This is a genomic window from Kosmotoga pacifica, from assembly GCF_001027025.1.
GTDB lineage: Bacteria > Thermotogota > Thermotogae > Petrotogales > Kosmotogaceae > Kosmotoga_B > Kosmotoga_B pacifica.
The window spans coordinates 351,727-365,339 of sequence record NZ_CP011232.1 but is presented as its reverse complement, the minus strand read 5'-3'; the positions used below and the strand labels follow the sequence as shown (position 1 = coordinate 365,339).

At 40.5% G+C, this 13,613-nt stretch carries 18 protein-coding genes; 10 read left to right on the top strand and 8 right to left on the bottom strand.

Annotated elements, in window-relative coordinates:
• Nucleotides 1-152: 152 nt before the first annotated feature.
• Both IX53_RS01800 and rd read left to right on the top strand, forming a co-directional pair.
• Nucleotides 153-509, top strand: a complete 357-nt coding sequence (locus tag IX53_RS01800) for a class II SORL domain-containing protein (protein ID WP_047753896.1) — start codon at nucleotides 153-155, stop codon at nucleotides 507-509.
• Nucleotides 510-522: 13 nt separating this feature from the next.
• Entirely contained in the window at nucleotides 523-681 is a 159-nt protein-coding gene (gene rd, locus IX53_RS10745) for a rubredoxin (protein ID WP_082128439.1), read from the top strand.
• 54 nt (nucleotides 682-735) lie between these two features.
• On the opposite strand, the gene IX53_RS01795 is transcribed toward rd, so the two are convergent.
• The 7 genes from IX53_RS01795 to IX53_RS01765 form a co-directional block, all read right to left on the bottom strand.
• Nucleotides 736-1,407 carry a DUF554 domain-containing protein gene (locus IX53_RS01795; RefSeq protein WP_047753895.1) on the bottom strand — a complete coding sequence of 224 codons (672 nt, stop codon included), beginning with the start codon at nucleotides 1,405-1,407 and terminating at the stop codon, nucleotides 736-738.
• 4 nt (nucleotides 1,408-1,411) lie between these two features.
• On the bottom strand, nucleotides 1,412-2,209 hold the full coding sequence (locus IX53_RS01790) for an energy-coupling factor ABC transporter ATP-binding protein (protein WP_053001100.1): 798 nt from the start codon (nucleotides 2,207-2,209) through the stop codon (nucleotides 1,412-1,414).
• Complete coding sequence (locus IX53_RS01785; protein ID WP_053001099.1) at nucleotides 2,202-2,828, bottom strand: energy-coupling factor ABC transporter ATP-binding protein; 627 nt, start codon at nucleotides 2,826-2,828, stop codon at nucleotides 2,202-2,204. The genes IX53_RS01790 and IX53_RS01785 overlap by 8 nt, the downstream gene beginning before the upstream one ends.
• On the bottom strand, nucleotides 2,809-3,420 hold the full coding sequence (locus IX53_RS01780; RefSeq protein WP_047753894.1) for a class I SAM-dependent methyltransferase: 612 nt from the start codon (nucleotides 3,418-3,420) through the stop codon (nucleotides 2,809-2,811). The genes IX53_RS01785 and IX53_RS01780 overlap by 20 nt, the downstream gene beginning before the upstream one ends.
• Nucleotides 3,420-3,758, bottom strand: coding sequence for a histidine triad nucleotide-binding protein (locus IX53_RS01775; protein WP_047753893.1), 339 nt, complete (start codon nucleotides 3,756-3,758; stop codon nucleotides 3,420-3,422). Before IX53_RS01775 ends, IX53_RS01780 begins: the two co-directional genes overlap by 1 nt.
• 16 nt (nucleotides 3,759-3,774) lie before the next feature.
• On the bottom strand, nucleotides 3,775-4,440 hold the full coding sequence (locus IX53_RS01770) for a 5'-methylthioadenosine/S-adenosylhomocysteine nucleosidase (RefSeq protein WP_047753892.1): 666 nt from the start codon (nucleotides 4,438-4,440) through the stop codon (nucleotides 3,775-3,777).
• 69 nt (nucleotides 4,441-4,509) lie between these two features.
• The gene (locus IX53_RS01765; RefSeq protein ID WP_047753891.1) at nucleotides 4,510-4,857 is read right to left on the bottom strand and encodes a DUF1292 domain-containing protein; all 348 of its coding nucleotides are present in this window, start codon (nucleotides 4,855-4,857) and stop codon (nucleotides 4,510-4,512) included.
• 112 nt (nucleotides 4,858-4,969) lie between these two features.
• Between IX53_RS01765 and IX53_RS01760 the strand changes: the two genes are divergently transcribed.
• The 6 genes from IX53_RS01760 to IX53_RS01730 all read left to right on the top strand — a co-directional run bounded on the left by IX53_RS01760 (nucleotide 4,970) and on the right by IX53_RS01730 (nucleotide 11,051).
• The gene (locus IX53_RS01760; RefSeq protein WP_047753890.1) at nucleotides 4,970-5,560 is read left to right on the top strand and encodes a CYTH domain-containing protein; all 591 of its coding nucleotides are present in this window, start codon (nucleotides 4,970-4,972) and stop codon (nucleotides 5,558-5,560) included.
• A complete protein-coding gene (locus tag IX53_RS01755) occupies nucleotides 5,557-6,531 on the top strand; it encodes a glycoside hydrolase family 5 protein (RefSeq protein ID WP_082128437.1) in 975 nt (324 codons plus the stop codon). The genes IX53_RS01760 and IX53_RS01755 overlap by 4 nt, the downstream gene beginning before the upstream one ends.
• Before the next feature lie 869 nt (nucleotides 6,532-7,400).
• On the top strand, nucleotides 7,401-8,057 hold the full coding sequence (locus IX53_RS01750; protein WP_047753889.1) for a queuosine precursor transporter: 657 nt from the start codon (nucleotides 7,401-7,403) through the stop codon (nucleotides 8,055-8,057).
• Complete coding sequence (gene queF, locus IX53_RS01745; protein WP_047753888.1) at nucleotides 8,044-8,436, top strand: preQ(1) synthase; 393 nt, start codon at nucleotides 8,044-8,046, stop codon at nucleotides 8,434-8,436. Before IX53_RS01750 ends, queF begins: the two co-directional genes overlap by 14 nt.
• An 836-nt stretch (nucleotides 8,437-9,272) precedes the next feature.
• Nucleotides 9,273-10,043, top strand: coding sequence for an SDR family NAD(P)-dependent oxidoreductase (locus IX53_RS01735; RefSeq protein ID WP_047753886.1), 771 nt, complete (start codon nucleotides 9,273-9,275; stop codon nucleotides 10,041-10,043).
• A gap of 345 nt (nucleotides 10,044-10,388) precedes the next feature.
• Nucleotides 10,389-11,051, top strand: coding sequence for a 4Fe-4S binding protein (locus IX53_RS01730; RefSeq protein WP_245612738.1), 663 nt, complete (start codon nucleotides 10,389-10,391; stop codon nucleotides 11,049-11,051).
• 176 nt (nucleotides 11,052-11,227) lie between these two features.
• Here the strand turns inward: IX53_RS01730 and IX53_RS01725 are convergent, their stop codons facing one another.
• Nucleotides 11,228-11,473 (bottom strand): IMP dehydrogenase, encoded by a 246-nt coding sequence (locus tag IX53_RS01725; protein ID WP_156173080.1) that lies wholly within the window; start codon nucleotides 11,471-11,473, stop codon nucleotides 11,228-11,230.
• Nucleotides 11,474-11,849: 376 nt separating this feature from the next.
• Here IX53_RS01725 and IX53_RS10440 point away from each other — a divergent pair, with 376 nt between their 5' ends.
• Nucleotides 11,850-13,037 carry a DUF7305 domain-containing protein gene (locus IX53_RS10440; protein ID WP_053001098.1) on the top strand — a complete coding sequence of 396 codons (1,188 nt, stop codon included), beginning with the start codon at nucleotides 11,850-11,852 and terminating at the stop codon, nucleotides 13,035-13,037.
• 172 nt (nucleotides 13,038-13,209) lie between these two features.
• Complete coding sequence (locus IX53_RS11215) at nucleotides 13,210-13,440, top strand: FmdB family zinc ribbon protein (RefSeq protein ID WP_082128436.1); 231 nt, start codon at nucleotides 13,210-13,212, stop codon at nucleotides 13,438-13,440.
• Nucleotides 13,441-13,613: the final 173 nt, after the last annotated feature.

Sequence of the window (13,613 nt, the reverse complement as noted above, 5' to 3'; positions counted from 1 at the left end):
TATACTCCGGTCGTTCAAGTTTTATTTTTATACATTCTAAATATTATTATTTTTGTATCTTTGTGGTATGATAAAAATGTTGATAAACCTTTTGGTTTACATGGTAACGCTGCTATTATATCCATGAATAAATACTTCAAGGAGGTGTCTAAATGGCCATTGGGGAATTCATAAAAAGCGGAGACTGGAAAGGCGAAAAGCATGTTCCAGTAATCGAAGCTCCCGATATAGTTGAAGCAGGCAAGTCTTTCATGATTGAGGTAAGCGTTGGCAAAGAAATACCCCATCCAAATACGATAGAACATCATATCAAATGGGTCGATCTTTATTTCAAACCTGATGACGGTCAATTCCTTGTTCACCTGGGTCATGTAGAGTTTACACCGGTTCTTGCTGACCCTCATACCACTTTATCTGTAAAGCTTGAAAAGAGCGGAACATTGCTGGCAATTTCTTACTGCAATTTGCATGGGCTATGGGAAAATACTAAAACCATTAGTGTAAAGTGAAAGGAGAGATAGCATGAAGTACAGATGCACAGTTTGTGGTTATATCTACGACCCAGAGGCCGGGGATCCTGATAACGGTGTCGAACCAGGGACAGCCTTTGAAAATGTTCCCGAAGAATGGGTATGTCCTCTTTGTGGAGCCAGCAAAGACGACTTTGAACCAATTGAATAATTAACAATTAAAGGGCGGGACCACTCCCGCCTTTTTTTCACAATTTTTTTGGTATCACAATAAGCCTGATATGTAGGTGAGAATCGGGGAAATTATTAAAGCCGGAAAAAAGTTGCCTACCTTTATTTCTTTTATTTCAAGGAGCCTTATTCCAAGTCCAAGGAGTATCAAGCCGCCGGTTCCAGAAAAATCCCCCAGATATATCGGTTCCTGCAAAAAACTGAGAACAGACGCCAGAGAAACGAGTGTACCCTGTACCACATAAACAGACACTGCGGAAAATAAAACACCGGCGCCAAAACTGGCGGCTAGCATAAGCGAAGAAATTCCGTCCATAAATGACTTCAAAAAAATGATTTCGTTGTTTCCCTCTACACCAGCTTTTATAGAACCGATCATAGTCATAGGACCAGCAACAAAGAGTAGAGTGGCGGTAATAAAGCCTGTTACAAAGTTTTCGTTTCTCTCTTTTCCTGTTAGTTTTCCTATCTTGTCTTCCAGTTCAAAGGCCTCTCCCAAAATTCCACCAAAAGCCATACTCCCGAGAACAACCAAAGCATTGTGGTATTCAAAGAACATCTTGATACCAAGTCCGATGGTTAAAAGTCCGATGACTTTAAATAGCACCTCTCTGTATTTCTTTGGAAGCCACTTCCCACCTAAAATACCTGCTACCGAACCTATCAGAACAGCTACCGTGTTGACTATCACAGAGATGTTCAGCATCGACTCACCCCACAGGTTCAAAAGGACGTATTATACCTGCTTTTAAGAAATGTTCTCGTATCTGGTACAGGTCTTCTTCGATATACAGTCCCAACATCTCATACCATTTCGTAGGCTTTTTTAGGAACTCCTCTACGCTTCCGTGAAAGTATTGCTGTCCTTCATTAAATCCGATTATATCAGAAGCGATATCCAGAAAATATTCCGGCCAATGGGTAGAGATAATTATTGTTTTTCCCTCAGCTTTCAATCTGATCAGGAGCTTTCTTATGTGAAGTATACCCTCGATATCAAGGGAAACGGTTGGTTCATCAAGAAGGATGACATCAGGGTTGTGAATTATCGAACCGCCGATAGCAACTCTTCTCGCTTCTCCACCGGATAGTGAAAAAGGCGAAAGGTTCTTTATTCTTTCTGCTTTAAGGCCAAGAGCCTGCATCATTTTGTTAAATCTTTCATGTATATTATCAAGTCCAAACTTTTTTGCGGCGTAGCACACTTCTTCTTCGACCGTCTCACAGAAAAAATAGCTTTCTGGACGTTGAAATGCTATCCCTACCAATTTTCTGATGTTCTTTGCATGAGATTTGCAGGTATCATATCCATTTATGACAACACTGCCGATGGTGGGTTGGAATAGCCCGGAGGCGAGCAGCAAAAACGTTGATTTCCCTGCACCATTTGAACCGAGAACGAGGGTAACAGAGTTTCTTTTGATACTGAGGTTGATATTTTTCAAAGCGGCGCTCTGGAAAGAATAATCGGGTTCATAAAAGAAAGTCACATTCCGAAATTTAATCAAGATTTCTTCCTCCGTTAAGCTTGATAACTCTGTCACAGAAGCTCAGGTCGTCCAGGTGCGTACTGGCGATAATAACAGTTACACCATTGCCCTTGAATGAGTTGATTAAGTTCATTATTGATCGGCGTTCACGACGATCGAGCATACTAAAGGGTTCATCAAAGAGCAGAACATCAGGTTTTAAAGCAACAATGGATGCGATTGTCAGTCTCTGTTTCTGACCGCCAGACAGAGTGAGGGTGTCCTGCGAACTCAGAGATTCAAGACCAAACTCCTTGAGTATCTCCGAAAGACGCCTTTCCACTGTCTCACAATCAAGTGAAATGTTTTCAAGGCCAAAACGAATGTCCTCTTCAACAGTTGCTCCTATAATTTGACTGTCCGGGTTCTGAAAAACGTATCCCACTGTTCCATCAACCACTACTTCCCCGTAAAAAACAGGCGGACGAAATCCGGCGATCAATTTCAAGAGTGTGGATTTTCCGGAACCATTGAATCCGTAAACACCAAGGTATTCTCCACGTTTAACTACCAGATCGAAATCATTGAAGATGATAGCACCGTCGTAACCGGCTTTAAGATCGATTATAGTTATAATATCAGAACTTGATGGACACATACACCCTGATGCCTCCGGATTTAATCATCGTTCTAACATTACCAAAAACTTCCTTCATCATTTTTTCCAATCGGGCCCCACCCTTGTTGTGAAAAGCGACTATCTCGAGTTTTCCTCCGGTCGCAAGAAATAAAGGGGCCTTGTGGATAATCGATTGCCAGATTTTCTTACCCGCAGCCATTGGTGGGTTACAGAGTATGGTATCAAATTCATTTTCCGACCAAGGATCGTATAGATTCCCCTGCCTTATTTCTGCAAGGATATTGTTGTCCCTGGCGTTCATCTTCGCGTATTTTACTGCTCTTTCGTTGATGTCGCTCATGAATAGAGTAATATCAGGGTTTTCCTTTTTGATAGTTATGCCTATGACTCCATAACCACAACCAAGATCAAGGACCCTATCTTTTTCACCTATTATCGCGTTTTCGATAAGTAACAAGCTTGCCTTGTCAATTTTTCCATACGAAAACACACCATTGGGACTCAAAAAGCGGTACGAATTCCCATTTTTCAGTCTCAGTTTTACTTCTTTTACTTCTATGCGCGAAGTTGGCTTTCGTGTATAATAATGTTCAAAATGATTTTCTTTCATCAGCCAATCCTTCCCAATCTTCTTCCTCCAATGATATGAAAGTGCAAGTGCTTTACTTCCTGGCCAGCATCTTTCCCCACATTTACAAGGGTTCTGAAACCCGTTTCTTCTATCCTCTCCGCTTGTGCAATGTCCTGTACGAGCTCGAATAACTCCCTGAGAGCACTTTCATCCATGTTTGTTAGTTCGCCGAGTTTTTCGAGGTGTTTTTTTGGAACTACCAGAACATGCGACGGGGCAACAGGGTTGATATCCCTGAAAGCGATATAGTGTTCTGTCTCCCGTACAATCTGAGCAGGGATTTCACCAGCAATTATTTTGCAGAATATGCAGTCCACACTTATCCCTCCTTGTTCACTTTACATCAAGGATATGACGTTTTAGAATCGAAAAAATAATCTCGGCTGGCTTTGTTGCATACAATTTGAAGTTCTCGCTGAAATCTCTCTCGCTATACTCATCGCACATGTCGAGAATTACTTTGAAAACAGCGAATGGTATACTGTTCAACTGACACACTCTTGCAACAGCAGCGGAGTCCATATCCAGACAGAGAGCAGCAGTTTCCTTGTAAAGTCTATCGCGTTCTTTAGCATCTGCTACAAGCCGATCGCCCGAAACAATCTTTCCGAGTTTCGCATCGGGAAAGAATGATTGCACATGTTCGATAGTACTCGAGTCTACAGAGGTGATGCGAGTGGAATTCGACCTCGCTGGAACTATCAAATCATATTCTTGAAATTCCGTTCCAGCAATGATATCACCAGGTTTTAAACTGGTGTCAAGAGCGCCTGCACCGGACACGAGCACGACGATTCCTGGTGAAAATCTATCTATCATTTTCTGTGTTATCGCGGCAGCCTCAACCTTTCCTATAAATCCGCTGGTTACCGTGACTTCGTTTTGACCGATAATCCCCCTCGAATAGATCCTTCCAACAAGCTCACCAGTCTCAAGAGTGAGCATATTATCGATGAGGGGTTGCACTTCTGGCATGAACACGCTTTCTATAAGTATCATTTTATCACCCCCAACAAATAATTATACAATTAAAAAAGGGGGCATACGCCCCCTTTTAGCACGGACTCATCATTTTTCAGTTTCTTCTTCTTCTTCTCCGACAATGTGGGAAAGCTCTTCGTCCCAGGCTTTGCTAACTTTCTCGAATTCTTCATCATCCAGAGAATTCAGAATTACGTTTCCGTTTTCGTCTTCTGAGGCTCTGAAGACAACGTAAGAGTCTTCATCAAAGCCCACAACTTCTTCGCCCTCCACAAACGCTTCCTGGCAAACCCAGTAGCGTTTGTCATCGACGTCGAGCTGAGTGATCAATGCAAAATTGTGCTCGTTACCGTCTTCGTCTGAGATAGCAAACATTTCATAATGATGCTCATGCTCGTGTTCATGTAGATGACCGAAGTCTTTCAATTCGTCCATAAAATAACCTCCGAACAATAAAACTTATCAGTACGAACAATGGTATCATGTTAAGAGTGTTAAGGCAATTAAGTCTGTGTTAAGATGTAACCGCGAGAAAGGACGTGATATTTTGTTTGAAATTGAAAGGAAGTTCCTGATCAAGAAAAAAAAGCTATTTGATGTGCTGAAACAGGCAAAATCGATTCTGTTGATCGCACAGTGGTATCTCACGGATGAGGAGGAAGTCAGGATTAGACTAATGGTAGATAAACTCGGAAAGACCCGCTGGATTTCCACATTAAAGCAAGGTATCGGACTCATCAGAAGAGAAAATGAAAGTGAGTTGCAACCCTCTGAAGCAGAAAACATGTTCATCAGGTTAAAAGCCTCGCCCGCGATCATTAAAATAAGAAGAGTATATCCAGATAAGGATTTTGAGGGAGTAATAGATGATTACTACTTTCCGGAGCTTGGTTATGTCGCAGAAATCGAACTTCTAAACCAAAAAGCACAGATGCCTTATCCCTGGAACTTTTGGAATCTTCCTGAAGATTCATTCTTCGAAGTGACTGAGTTGAAAGGCTATACAGCTTGGGAACTTTCCAGGGTATTTGATGGGGAAAATTTCCCGATCATAGAAAAAAAGCTTGAAAAAGAGCTTGTGCCGCAGGCTCAGAAAAGTGCTTTTATGAAAATATTGAAAGAGATTTACGAGCGATGAAAAAACTGCTGATACTATTTCTAATGCTCGCTAGTGCACAGGTGTTTTCGGAGCAAATAATCAAAGGGATAAACCTCGGAAATGCCCTTGAAGCACCGAAAGAAGGGCAATGGGGCGTTGTGATCGAGAATGAATATTTTTGCCTGATTGAAAGCGCTGGCTTCAACACTGTGAGAATACCCATAAGATGGTCCGCACATGCATTGGAAGATTACCCCTATACCATTGACAGTGCCTTTTTCGACAGGGTGGATCATTTGATAAATCTCGCCTTGTTTAAAGGTCTTACAGTAATAATAAATATCCATCATTACGAAGAACTAATGAACGACCCGAACAGACAAAAAGAAAGATTCCTGTGTATCTGGAAACAACTTGCTGAGCATTACAAGAACTATCCGGCAACCTTATACTTCGAGCTCTTGAATGAGCCTCACAGCAACCTCACGCCAAAAAAGTGGAACGCCTTAATTAAAGATTGTATAGCGGTTATAAGAATCATAGACCTTACAAGAATACTAATAATCGATGCGCCCCATTGGGCAAGCCCATATGCGCTTAATCTTCTAGAATTGCCAAACAATGAAAATTTAATGGTTTCGTTCCACTACTATGAACCCTTTAGCTTCACCCATCAGGGTGCCGAATGGGTTGAAGGTAGCAAAAGGTGGTTGGGCACGGTTTGGAAAGGAACCCTGCTGCAAAAGTGCAAAATAAAACTTGATTTTGCTAGAGCGAAAAAATGGGGGCAAAAGAACAACATCCCGATCTTACTTGGCGAATTTGGAGCGTATAGTAAAGCCGAGTATGACTCCAGAGTCAGATGGACCTCCTATATATCAAAAATAGCGGAAAGATATGAAATCGGTTGGATTTACTGGGAGTTCTGTGCAGGCTTTGGTATTTATGATCCTTCATCCGACAAATGGAGGCAGGAGCTCCTTGAGGCCTTGATAAGTCCAACACGTTGAAAAAATGGTTCAATACACGTAAATATCGACAAAATACCCATTGATATCGTACAAGAACGCCGTGTTACCTTCATTATTCCAGATGTACCTGCACATTCAGATGTTTGTTGTTGCTACCAGGCCTGAATAGATCTTTACTTACTCAAGCGGTTTTAGCACACTGCTCCGAAAATGTGCTCATGACCTTTAAGATTCAAAAGCATCCAGCTTTTAGATTTACTTCGAGGGAACCATAATTTCTGATCATGACATATTCTGCTTTATTATCGTAATCTATGTATGATATGCAAACACCACTTTTTTCTTCATTGTAGTACGTCCAACTCTCTCTTTTGCTGCTTTTGTCATAAAAATCAGCTTTTCGAATGCTTTAGCGAAGTTCTCAGACAAGGTAAAGTTCCGATTGAAAAAGCCGCACCCGTTAATTATCGAAAGAGGGTTGTAGAGGACAAAAACACTTTGTCCATCGTATTTTGCAGGTATCCATATATAAGCAAATAAAGTGTTGCAATCATCAAAAGGAAGATTTTCGTAAGAGAGCCTGATAACGCCATTTAGCAGTCATTTGCAAATCGGAATTTGCGCTCAATCATTTGAAAGTTCCACTACGATTGGCGTGATCGAAAAGACAAAAGATGCAAAAAACAAAGCAAGAAACGAAATACCATTCCGAAAAAATAGTCTCTTCGAAAATAGATAAAAACCATTTCCATCCCCTTTAAGCACTATAAAAAAGAGCGCCCTTTGACAAAGTGACTCAGAGAAAGCCTTAAATAAATTTTATTTAAGGCTTCTCACGAAAGCCGAGATACTTTACGTATTAGATGATAAAATCCAAATCAGAAGCAGAGTAAAAGGAGGTATTTAATTTGAGAAAAGATCACCTGAACAATGCGTTTTTGCTATTAGCCGCGGTATTCGTTACTGCTCTTGTAGTTTCAAACATCGTATCCTTTAAACTTATTAGCGTACTCGGCTTTGTTGTTCCTGCAGGTGTTTTTATGTATCCCGTTACCTTTGCAATAACAGACATTGTCTCAGAGGTCTATGGAAAAAAGAAGGCATCACAAGTCGTGTTAGTAGGATTCATTTCCGCTGCTTTGGTGCCATTTCTGACTTTTATTGCTGTGATTTTGCCACCCGCTGAATTCTTCGGCTCGCAGGAACAGTTTGCCACCGTTCTAGGGGCAGTTCCGAGAGTGACCATCGCATCCCTTATTGCCTATCTCATTAGCCAATGGCACGATGTATGGGCGTTCCATTTCTGGAAAAGACTTTCAAAAGGAAAGTTTTTATGGCTCAGAAATAATCTTTCAACCATGGTTTCTCAGCTCATCGACACGGTCACTTTCATTACCATCGCTTTTGCTGGTGTTGTACCTACACAGGTTTTAATAAATATGATATTCTCTCAGTACCTTTTCAAGATACTCATTGCTGCTATTGACACTCCGTTCGTTTATCTTGGTGTAAAAGCCGTGACGGGGCACTGGGAAGTAAAGGAGGAATACTATGCCGAAAGCTGAAGGGAAAATATTCACTTTTGAAGGGAAGGACAAAATCAGGGCTGATTTTCTCGAAGCGGTTCCATTCGATGGCCCTGAAGAATACATAAAGATCGAGACAGATGAATTTTCCGCTGTTTGCCCGTTCTCTGGACTTCCAGATATTGCTAAAGTTACTATTGAATACTATCCTGAAGGTGGAAAAATAGTGGAACTCAAATCCTTAAAATATTACTTCATAAGCTTCAGAAATGTAGGGGTTTACCAGGAAGAAGCAACAAAAATTGTCTACGAGGATCTGAAGAAGCTTCTAGAAACAAATAGGATAAAAGTTACCATGATTTACAATATACGCGGTGGTATCCTGACAACAACATCTATCGGGAGCTTGGACAAGTGACTACAGGAACAAACCGGGGTGATAAATCCACCCCGGTTTTTTTAATTGAGCATCCTTTATGTGCAAGTGCTTCCACATGCCTCAGAGAAAATAGTGATAGATAACACGACATTTCAAGATTCAATTCAAGTAACCACGCAAATATTTAAGTCTCAGCTCTGGAACTCAAACTAATTAGAGACAACCTCCATTGTTCTCTGTCTTATTCAGGTTCAGGAATACAAAATCTGTCTATATCTTTTTAGTATAAGCTATAGCTTATACTATAAAAAGTATGTTGCTCGTCCTCCATAACTTTATCAACCCAAAAGAGTCAATGGAATTAATTTTGGACGAATGAATAAGTATATTACCATATCAAAAGTCAACAAAAGAAATATCAAAATAGAAAATCAGTGGCAACTTGAGAGTGAATATTCGTTGGTTTCGAAGTAGTTGAGATATATAATTGGTCGCACCTCTCGTAGAGAGAAGCTTCTCCTCAGAGCTCAATGTTTGCCTTTCTTTCCAGATTCTCAAAAGATCGTAGCTTGGCTTTACGAACGTTCAAGGAAAGGTTTCGAGAAATTTCTTTCTAACTCCAAAGAACTCAGGGAAAATATCCTTATAACCATGGAAGCTATCGGACCATACCATCTTAATCTGTATAACTTCCTTATTTCTCGCATATCACATTAAACATTTCTCAGCACTTCTACATACGAAGAGCGGCAGAATAGCCACAAGAAACATCGCCTTCGTCTTATCACAATTGAAAACTTCCAGGAAGGATATTCACGAAAATAATAAATGCTCCCTTCGAGGGGAATCAAACAAAATCAAAAGGAGGTAAGGAAATGGGTAGAGTAGAAGGTAAAGTAGCCATCGTGACAGGTGGTGCATTGGGAATCGGTCGCGCAGCCTGTTTGCTCCTAGCAAAAGAAGGTGCAAAGGTCGCCGTGACAGACGTTCTGAATAAAGAGGGTCAAGAGCTAGTGGATGAAATCAAAGGGCTCGGCGGAGTAGCAAGGTTTTGGCATCTTGATGTTACGAGCGAAGACGAGGTGAAAGGAGTTTTCACCGATATCTTCAAGGAATTCGGGAAAATAGATGTCCTTGTTAACAATGCAGGAATTGCCGGGGTGAACAAGCCAACTCACGAAATAACCGAAGAAGAATGGGACAAGGTTATGAATGTGAATGTCAAGGGTGTTTTCTTCTGCACCAAGCATGCAATCCCATACATGCAGAAAGCCGGTGGTGGGAGCGTGATCAACCTGTCTTCTATCTATGGCCTTATAAGCGCTCCAGATATTCCACCATATCATGCATCAAAAGGCGCCGTCAGACTGATGAGTAAGACTGATGCTCTTCTCTATGCAAAGGATAACATCAGAGTCAACTCAGTACACCCAGGTTACATTTGGACTCCTTTAGTTGAGGATCTGGGGAAGAAATCACCTGAGGGAGTCGAAGCGTTCAGGAAACATCTTGACAGCCTCCATCCTATTGGGCATGTTGGAGAGCCGATTGACATCGCTTATGGCATCCTTTACCATGCATCTGACGAATCTAAATTCGTCACTGGTAGCGAGCTAGTCATAGATGGAGGTTATACGGCTAGATAAGAGCTAAAAAAAAGAAACAGTGTCCCTTTACTTCGCTTAACATCGGGTATGCAGTCTATTTACGCTCACCTAATTACCTTCGTATTTTGCATAATCTAATATCGTCGTGCTTGAAAAGGGTCAAAATGAATATTCCCTTCAATTTGTTCCTTTTTAATCATGATATTAATTGTTTTACTGGAATTCTACAAAAGGAATTTCCCTTATTCGAATCAGATAACTCTCTTTTTTCGTCCTTTAGCTCTCTTAGGAAGCTAGCGGATGTAACAAATGTTACTGATTGGTATTTCAAAACGCATTATACTTTAAATAGTGATCTAAAAATTGTTCATAGGGGGGATTGCCTTGAAACTAACAGCGGTCTTGAGAACGATCACTGAAATAGCTTCACTTTTACTCTTCTTGTTTCTATTCATTGGTGGTAAGCTTCAGTTATGGATCCTGATATTTGGAGGCTTGGCGATTCTTTCGCTTTTTTTTGGTAGATTTTATTGCGGTTGGGTCTGCCCAATCCAAACAGTTTTTAGACCGATAGGCTGGCTTTACAAGAAACTCCATATAAAGCGCCTTAAAACTCCAAAAGTAATGAAAAAACCTGTATTCAGATATATTTTTCTCTTCCTATTTCTCGGATTATTGGTTACAACGAGAATTTTCGCCATTAAACTCCCTTTACTGTTCTATATTTTGGTTGCTGGTGTTATGGTTACTCTGTTCTTTGAAGAAGAGTTTTGGCACAGTTTTTTTTGCCCCTATGGTACCATCCTTTCCTTCTTCTCCAGGCCAGCAAAATTGCATCTCGGGATCAGTGAAGACAAATGTATAGGATGTGGTCTATGCCAAAAAGTTTGTAACGCAAATTCCATCATAACCTTAGACAACAAGAAGAGAAGAATAATCAGAAATGAATGTTTATTGTGCTTTAACTGTGAAAATGTTTGTCCTGTAGAAGCAATATCTTATTCGAAAGCGAAGAAATTTAAACTTAAAAAGTCAATTGAAACATAGTGATAGAGCGATAAAATCTTGATGGGTTTGGATTCCGTCTGCGTCAGTACGGGCAGCCATAGGATTTAGAAGATTGTTTATACCATAAATGAAAAGTTCATTAGTATAGCCTGTCGCAATGGCTTTTAATGTTCCTTGCCTAACGCATCAAACCTTTTTTCATCTCTAGAAAACTTCTATGGGGATTTGTGCCCTATTCCTGCTTTCACTCTATCCCTGACTTCTCCTATTTGTTCCTTTGGCGGCATGTTTTTGTAGATTACCCCAACGTCACCATTTCTTACCATGACTTTAGTTGTCTCTGCTTCGGTAACAGTGTCCATAGCAGCACTTAGAAAGGGTACCTTTAGAACAATACCCTTCGTCAGTTTACTTTCGAGAATGACATCTCTTGGTAGAACTTCAGTAAGTTTTATAGTCATAGCAAAGATTTCCAACAAAGGTTCTCTTCGAACCGTATCTCTCAATAACAGTTTCGTCTAGTGTTATGTATTTGGGCTCAAGACCATTGCTAAAGGTGGAGTTTTGTGTTCAGACTCTGGAAAGGAAACCTCTTCACACAAAGAGTTCAGGAGTTGTGGTACCTTAGTTGAGGGCATGGGGAACCTCCATTTGTTGTGTTTGGCTTCACAACCAATTTACTAGGTTCCCATGCTTTTTTCAATGACCTTTCCTCTTTTATCTTTTAAGTGCATAGTTTGGGTTTATGGTGAGTGGAATAATTTTGTTCGTATTTTTCATCGGCACATATTTGCATAATTGGGGTTGTATAATATTGGCTTAGAAAGGTGGCAAAGTATGGTAAGTGCAAGAAGGGGTTTTTCATTAGTCGAATTATTAATTTCTCTCGTAGCACTGTCAACTCTTGTTGCCATAATTATTCCAATGACGATGAATATGATAAAGAACGCTAAAGCCATAAAAGTCGCCACCAATTTTAAAGTTCTTTGTCAATCTGTTGCAAATACAGTTTATTTGAATAGTGAAGTTCCCACAAGTATAGACGAACTGGGTAGAAATATTAATGCTGAGAAATATGGAATCGCGTGGAGAGAAAGTGATGGTTACTATGAATTCGTCATCTTTACATCAGAGAATGTGGATGTATTAGCATTGGGCGAAAAGCTAACAAGTGTTAGCGGAGCAATCCCTCCTGGGGACTTTAACTTCGTTAATGGGGGGTTGAACAGTTTTGATGACATGACAGCATGTTATACCTTTTTACTAGATGAACAGGGAAATATCCTCATAGGAAGTACCGGTTCGGGAGATTCCGATGGTGGAGAAGGAACGGGAGATTATGGAATTCCCGCATTTCCTACGTTTCCAGAGGGACTTCCATACCCCGAAGACCAATATGTGGAAAAATGGGGACACAAGTGGTATTGGTTAAAGGATGGTGTTCTCAGAACAAGATGGACTCCAACTGAAGAATACATAATTGATGCTGACGGCTTTTATTCTAAGATAGAGGTTATTCAGAATAGAAAACTTGTGATAGATACGGGATCAGCAGGTGTTGTGAGAAAGATAAGGGTAAACACTCTGAATGTTCAACAAGGAAAGATTACGCTTATCGGCAGTGGAAAAGTCGAGATCTACGTTGACAATTATTTCAATATAAGTGGAAGTAGTCAGGTTAATTTTAATGGAGATGCTGAGAGGATGAGTATCTACTACAAAGGACCAAGCAATGTTAAATTTGGAGGAAATATTCGTTTTTCTGGAACTTTTTATAGCGAGTATGCTGAAGTTGAGATTGCTGGGAGCGCCCAATTTAAGGGACTATTGGCTTCAGTTAATGGTAATCTGAAAGTTGCAGGAGCTGGAACTGTAATCAGTGATTTCTACTCCGTAGCAGTTTATGCCCCTGATGCGGATGTAACAATTTCTGGAGGCGGAAGCGTCTATGGTACAGTGATAGGAAGAATGGTTATAGTTAGTGGGGGAGGTTTTGCAGAAAACATAATAGAGACCGGCAATTAGCATTAATCAATTGTTTTATGTTTTAAGATTCCATATGATGACTCCCAATCCGATTTCAGAATTTAACGATTGCTGTCAGCAAAACTATCAAATAAATGGTGAAATACCAGATAGAGATCTTTGGAACCTGGCTATAAAATAATATAGATGCTTCATACTCAGGAGGTGTGATATGCCTATATACCGTTTTATTTGCGAAAACTGCGGGAAGGAAGAGAGATTGTTGCTAAAAATCGGTCAGGAACCACCTGCCTGCTCTGAGTGTAATGGAAAACTTGTTAAACAGATTTCCAGAGTAAGCTTCAAAATGGATTCAGGAACCTCCACACCTACTGACTACTCGTCAGGAAACTCCAGTTGCTCGGGTTGCTCAGGAGGAAGCTGTTCAAGTTGTGGGGGGTAAAGTGAGCTATTATGTTTAGAACTTTTACTTAAATATCCGTGATCATCTCATGGTAAATGCCAACAATTATTTTTTTCATATAAGTCCCTACCCGAAAATTGAACCATTAAGAATGGTGAAAAGGGATAAGGATCTTTTTGTAACGTCTGTGTGTTGCGGGTAAATTAGTGCTT

What these genes read in the sequence shown, in the direction of transcription:
- IX53_RS01800 (WP_047753896.1), top strand. Translation starts at nt 153, where the DNA reads ATGGCCATTGGGGAATTCATAAAAAGCGGAGACTGGAAAGGCGAAAAG.
- rd (WP_082128439.1), top strand. Translation starts at nt 523, where the DNA reads ATGAAGTACAGATGCACAGTTTGTGGTTATATCTACGACCCAGAGGCC.
- IX53_RS01795 (WP_047753895.1), bottom strand. Translation starts at nt 1,407, where the DNA reads ATGCTGAACATCTCTGTGATAGTCAACACGGTAGCTGTTCTGATAGGT.
- IX53_RS01785 (WP_053001099.1), bottom strand. Translation starts at nt 2,828, where the DNA reads ATGTGTCCATCAAGTTCTGATATTATAACTATAATCGATCTTAAAGCC.
- IX53_RS01780 (WP_047753894.1), bottom strand. Translation starts at nt 3,420, where the DNA reads ATGAAAGAAAATCATTTTGAACATTATTATACACGAAAGCCAACTTCG.
- IX53_RS01770 (WP_047753892.1), bottom strand. Translation starts at nt 4,440, where the DNA reads ATGATACTTATAGAAAGCGTGTTCATGCCAGAAGTGCAACCCCTCATC.
- IX53_RS01765 (WP_047753891.1), bottom strand. Translation starts at nt 4,857, where the DNA reads ATGGACGAATTGAAAGACTTCGGTCATCTACATGAACACGAGCATGAG.
- IX53_RS01755 (WP_082128437.1), top strand. Translation starts at nt 5,557, where the DNA reads ATGAAAAAACTGCTGATACTATTTCTAATGCTCGCTAGTGCACAGGTG.
- queF (WP_047753888.1), top strand. Translation starts at nt 8,044, where the DNA reads ATGCCGAAAGCTGAAGGGAAAATATTCACTTTTGAAGGGAAGGACAAA.
- IX53_RS01735 (WP_047753886.1), top strand. Translation starts at nt 9,273, where the DNA reads ATGGGTAGAGTAGAAGGTAAAGTAGCCATCGTGACAGGTGGTGCATTG.
- IX53_RS01725 (WP_156173080.1), bottom strand. Translation starts at nt 11,473, where the DNA reads ATGACTATAAAACTTACTGAAGTTCTACCAAGAGATGTCATTCTCGAA.
- IX53_RS10440 (WP_053001098.1), top strand. Translation starts at nt 11,850, where the DNA reads ATGGTAAGTGCAAGAAGGGGTTTTTCATTAGTCGAATTATTAATTTCT.
- IX53_RS11215 (WP_082128436.1), top strand. Translation starts at nt 13,210, where the DNA reads ATGCCTATATACCGTTTTATTTGCGAAAACTGCGGGAAGGAAGAGAGA.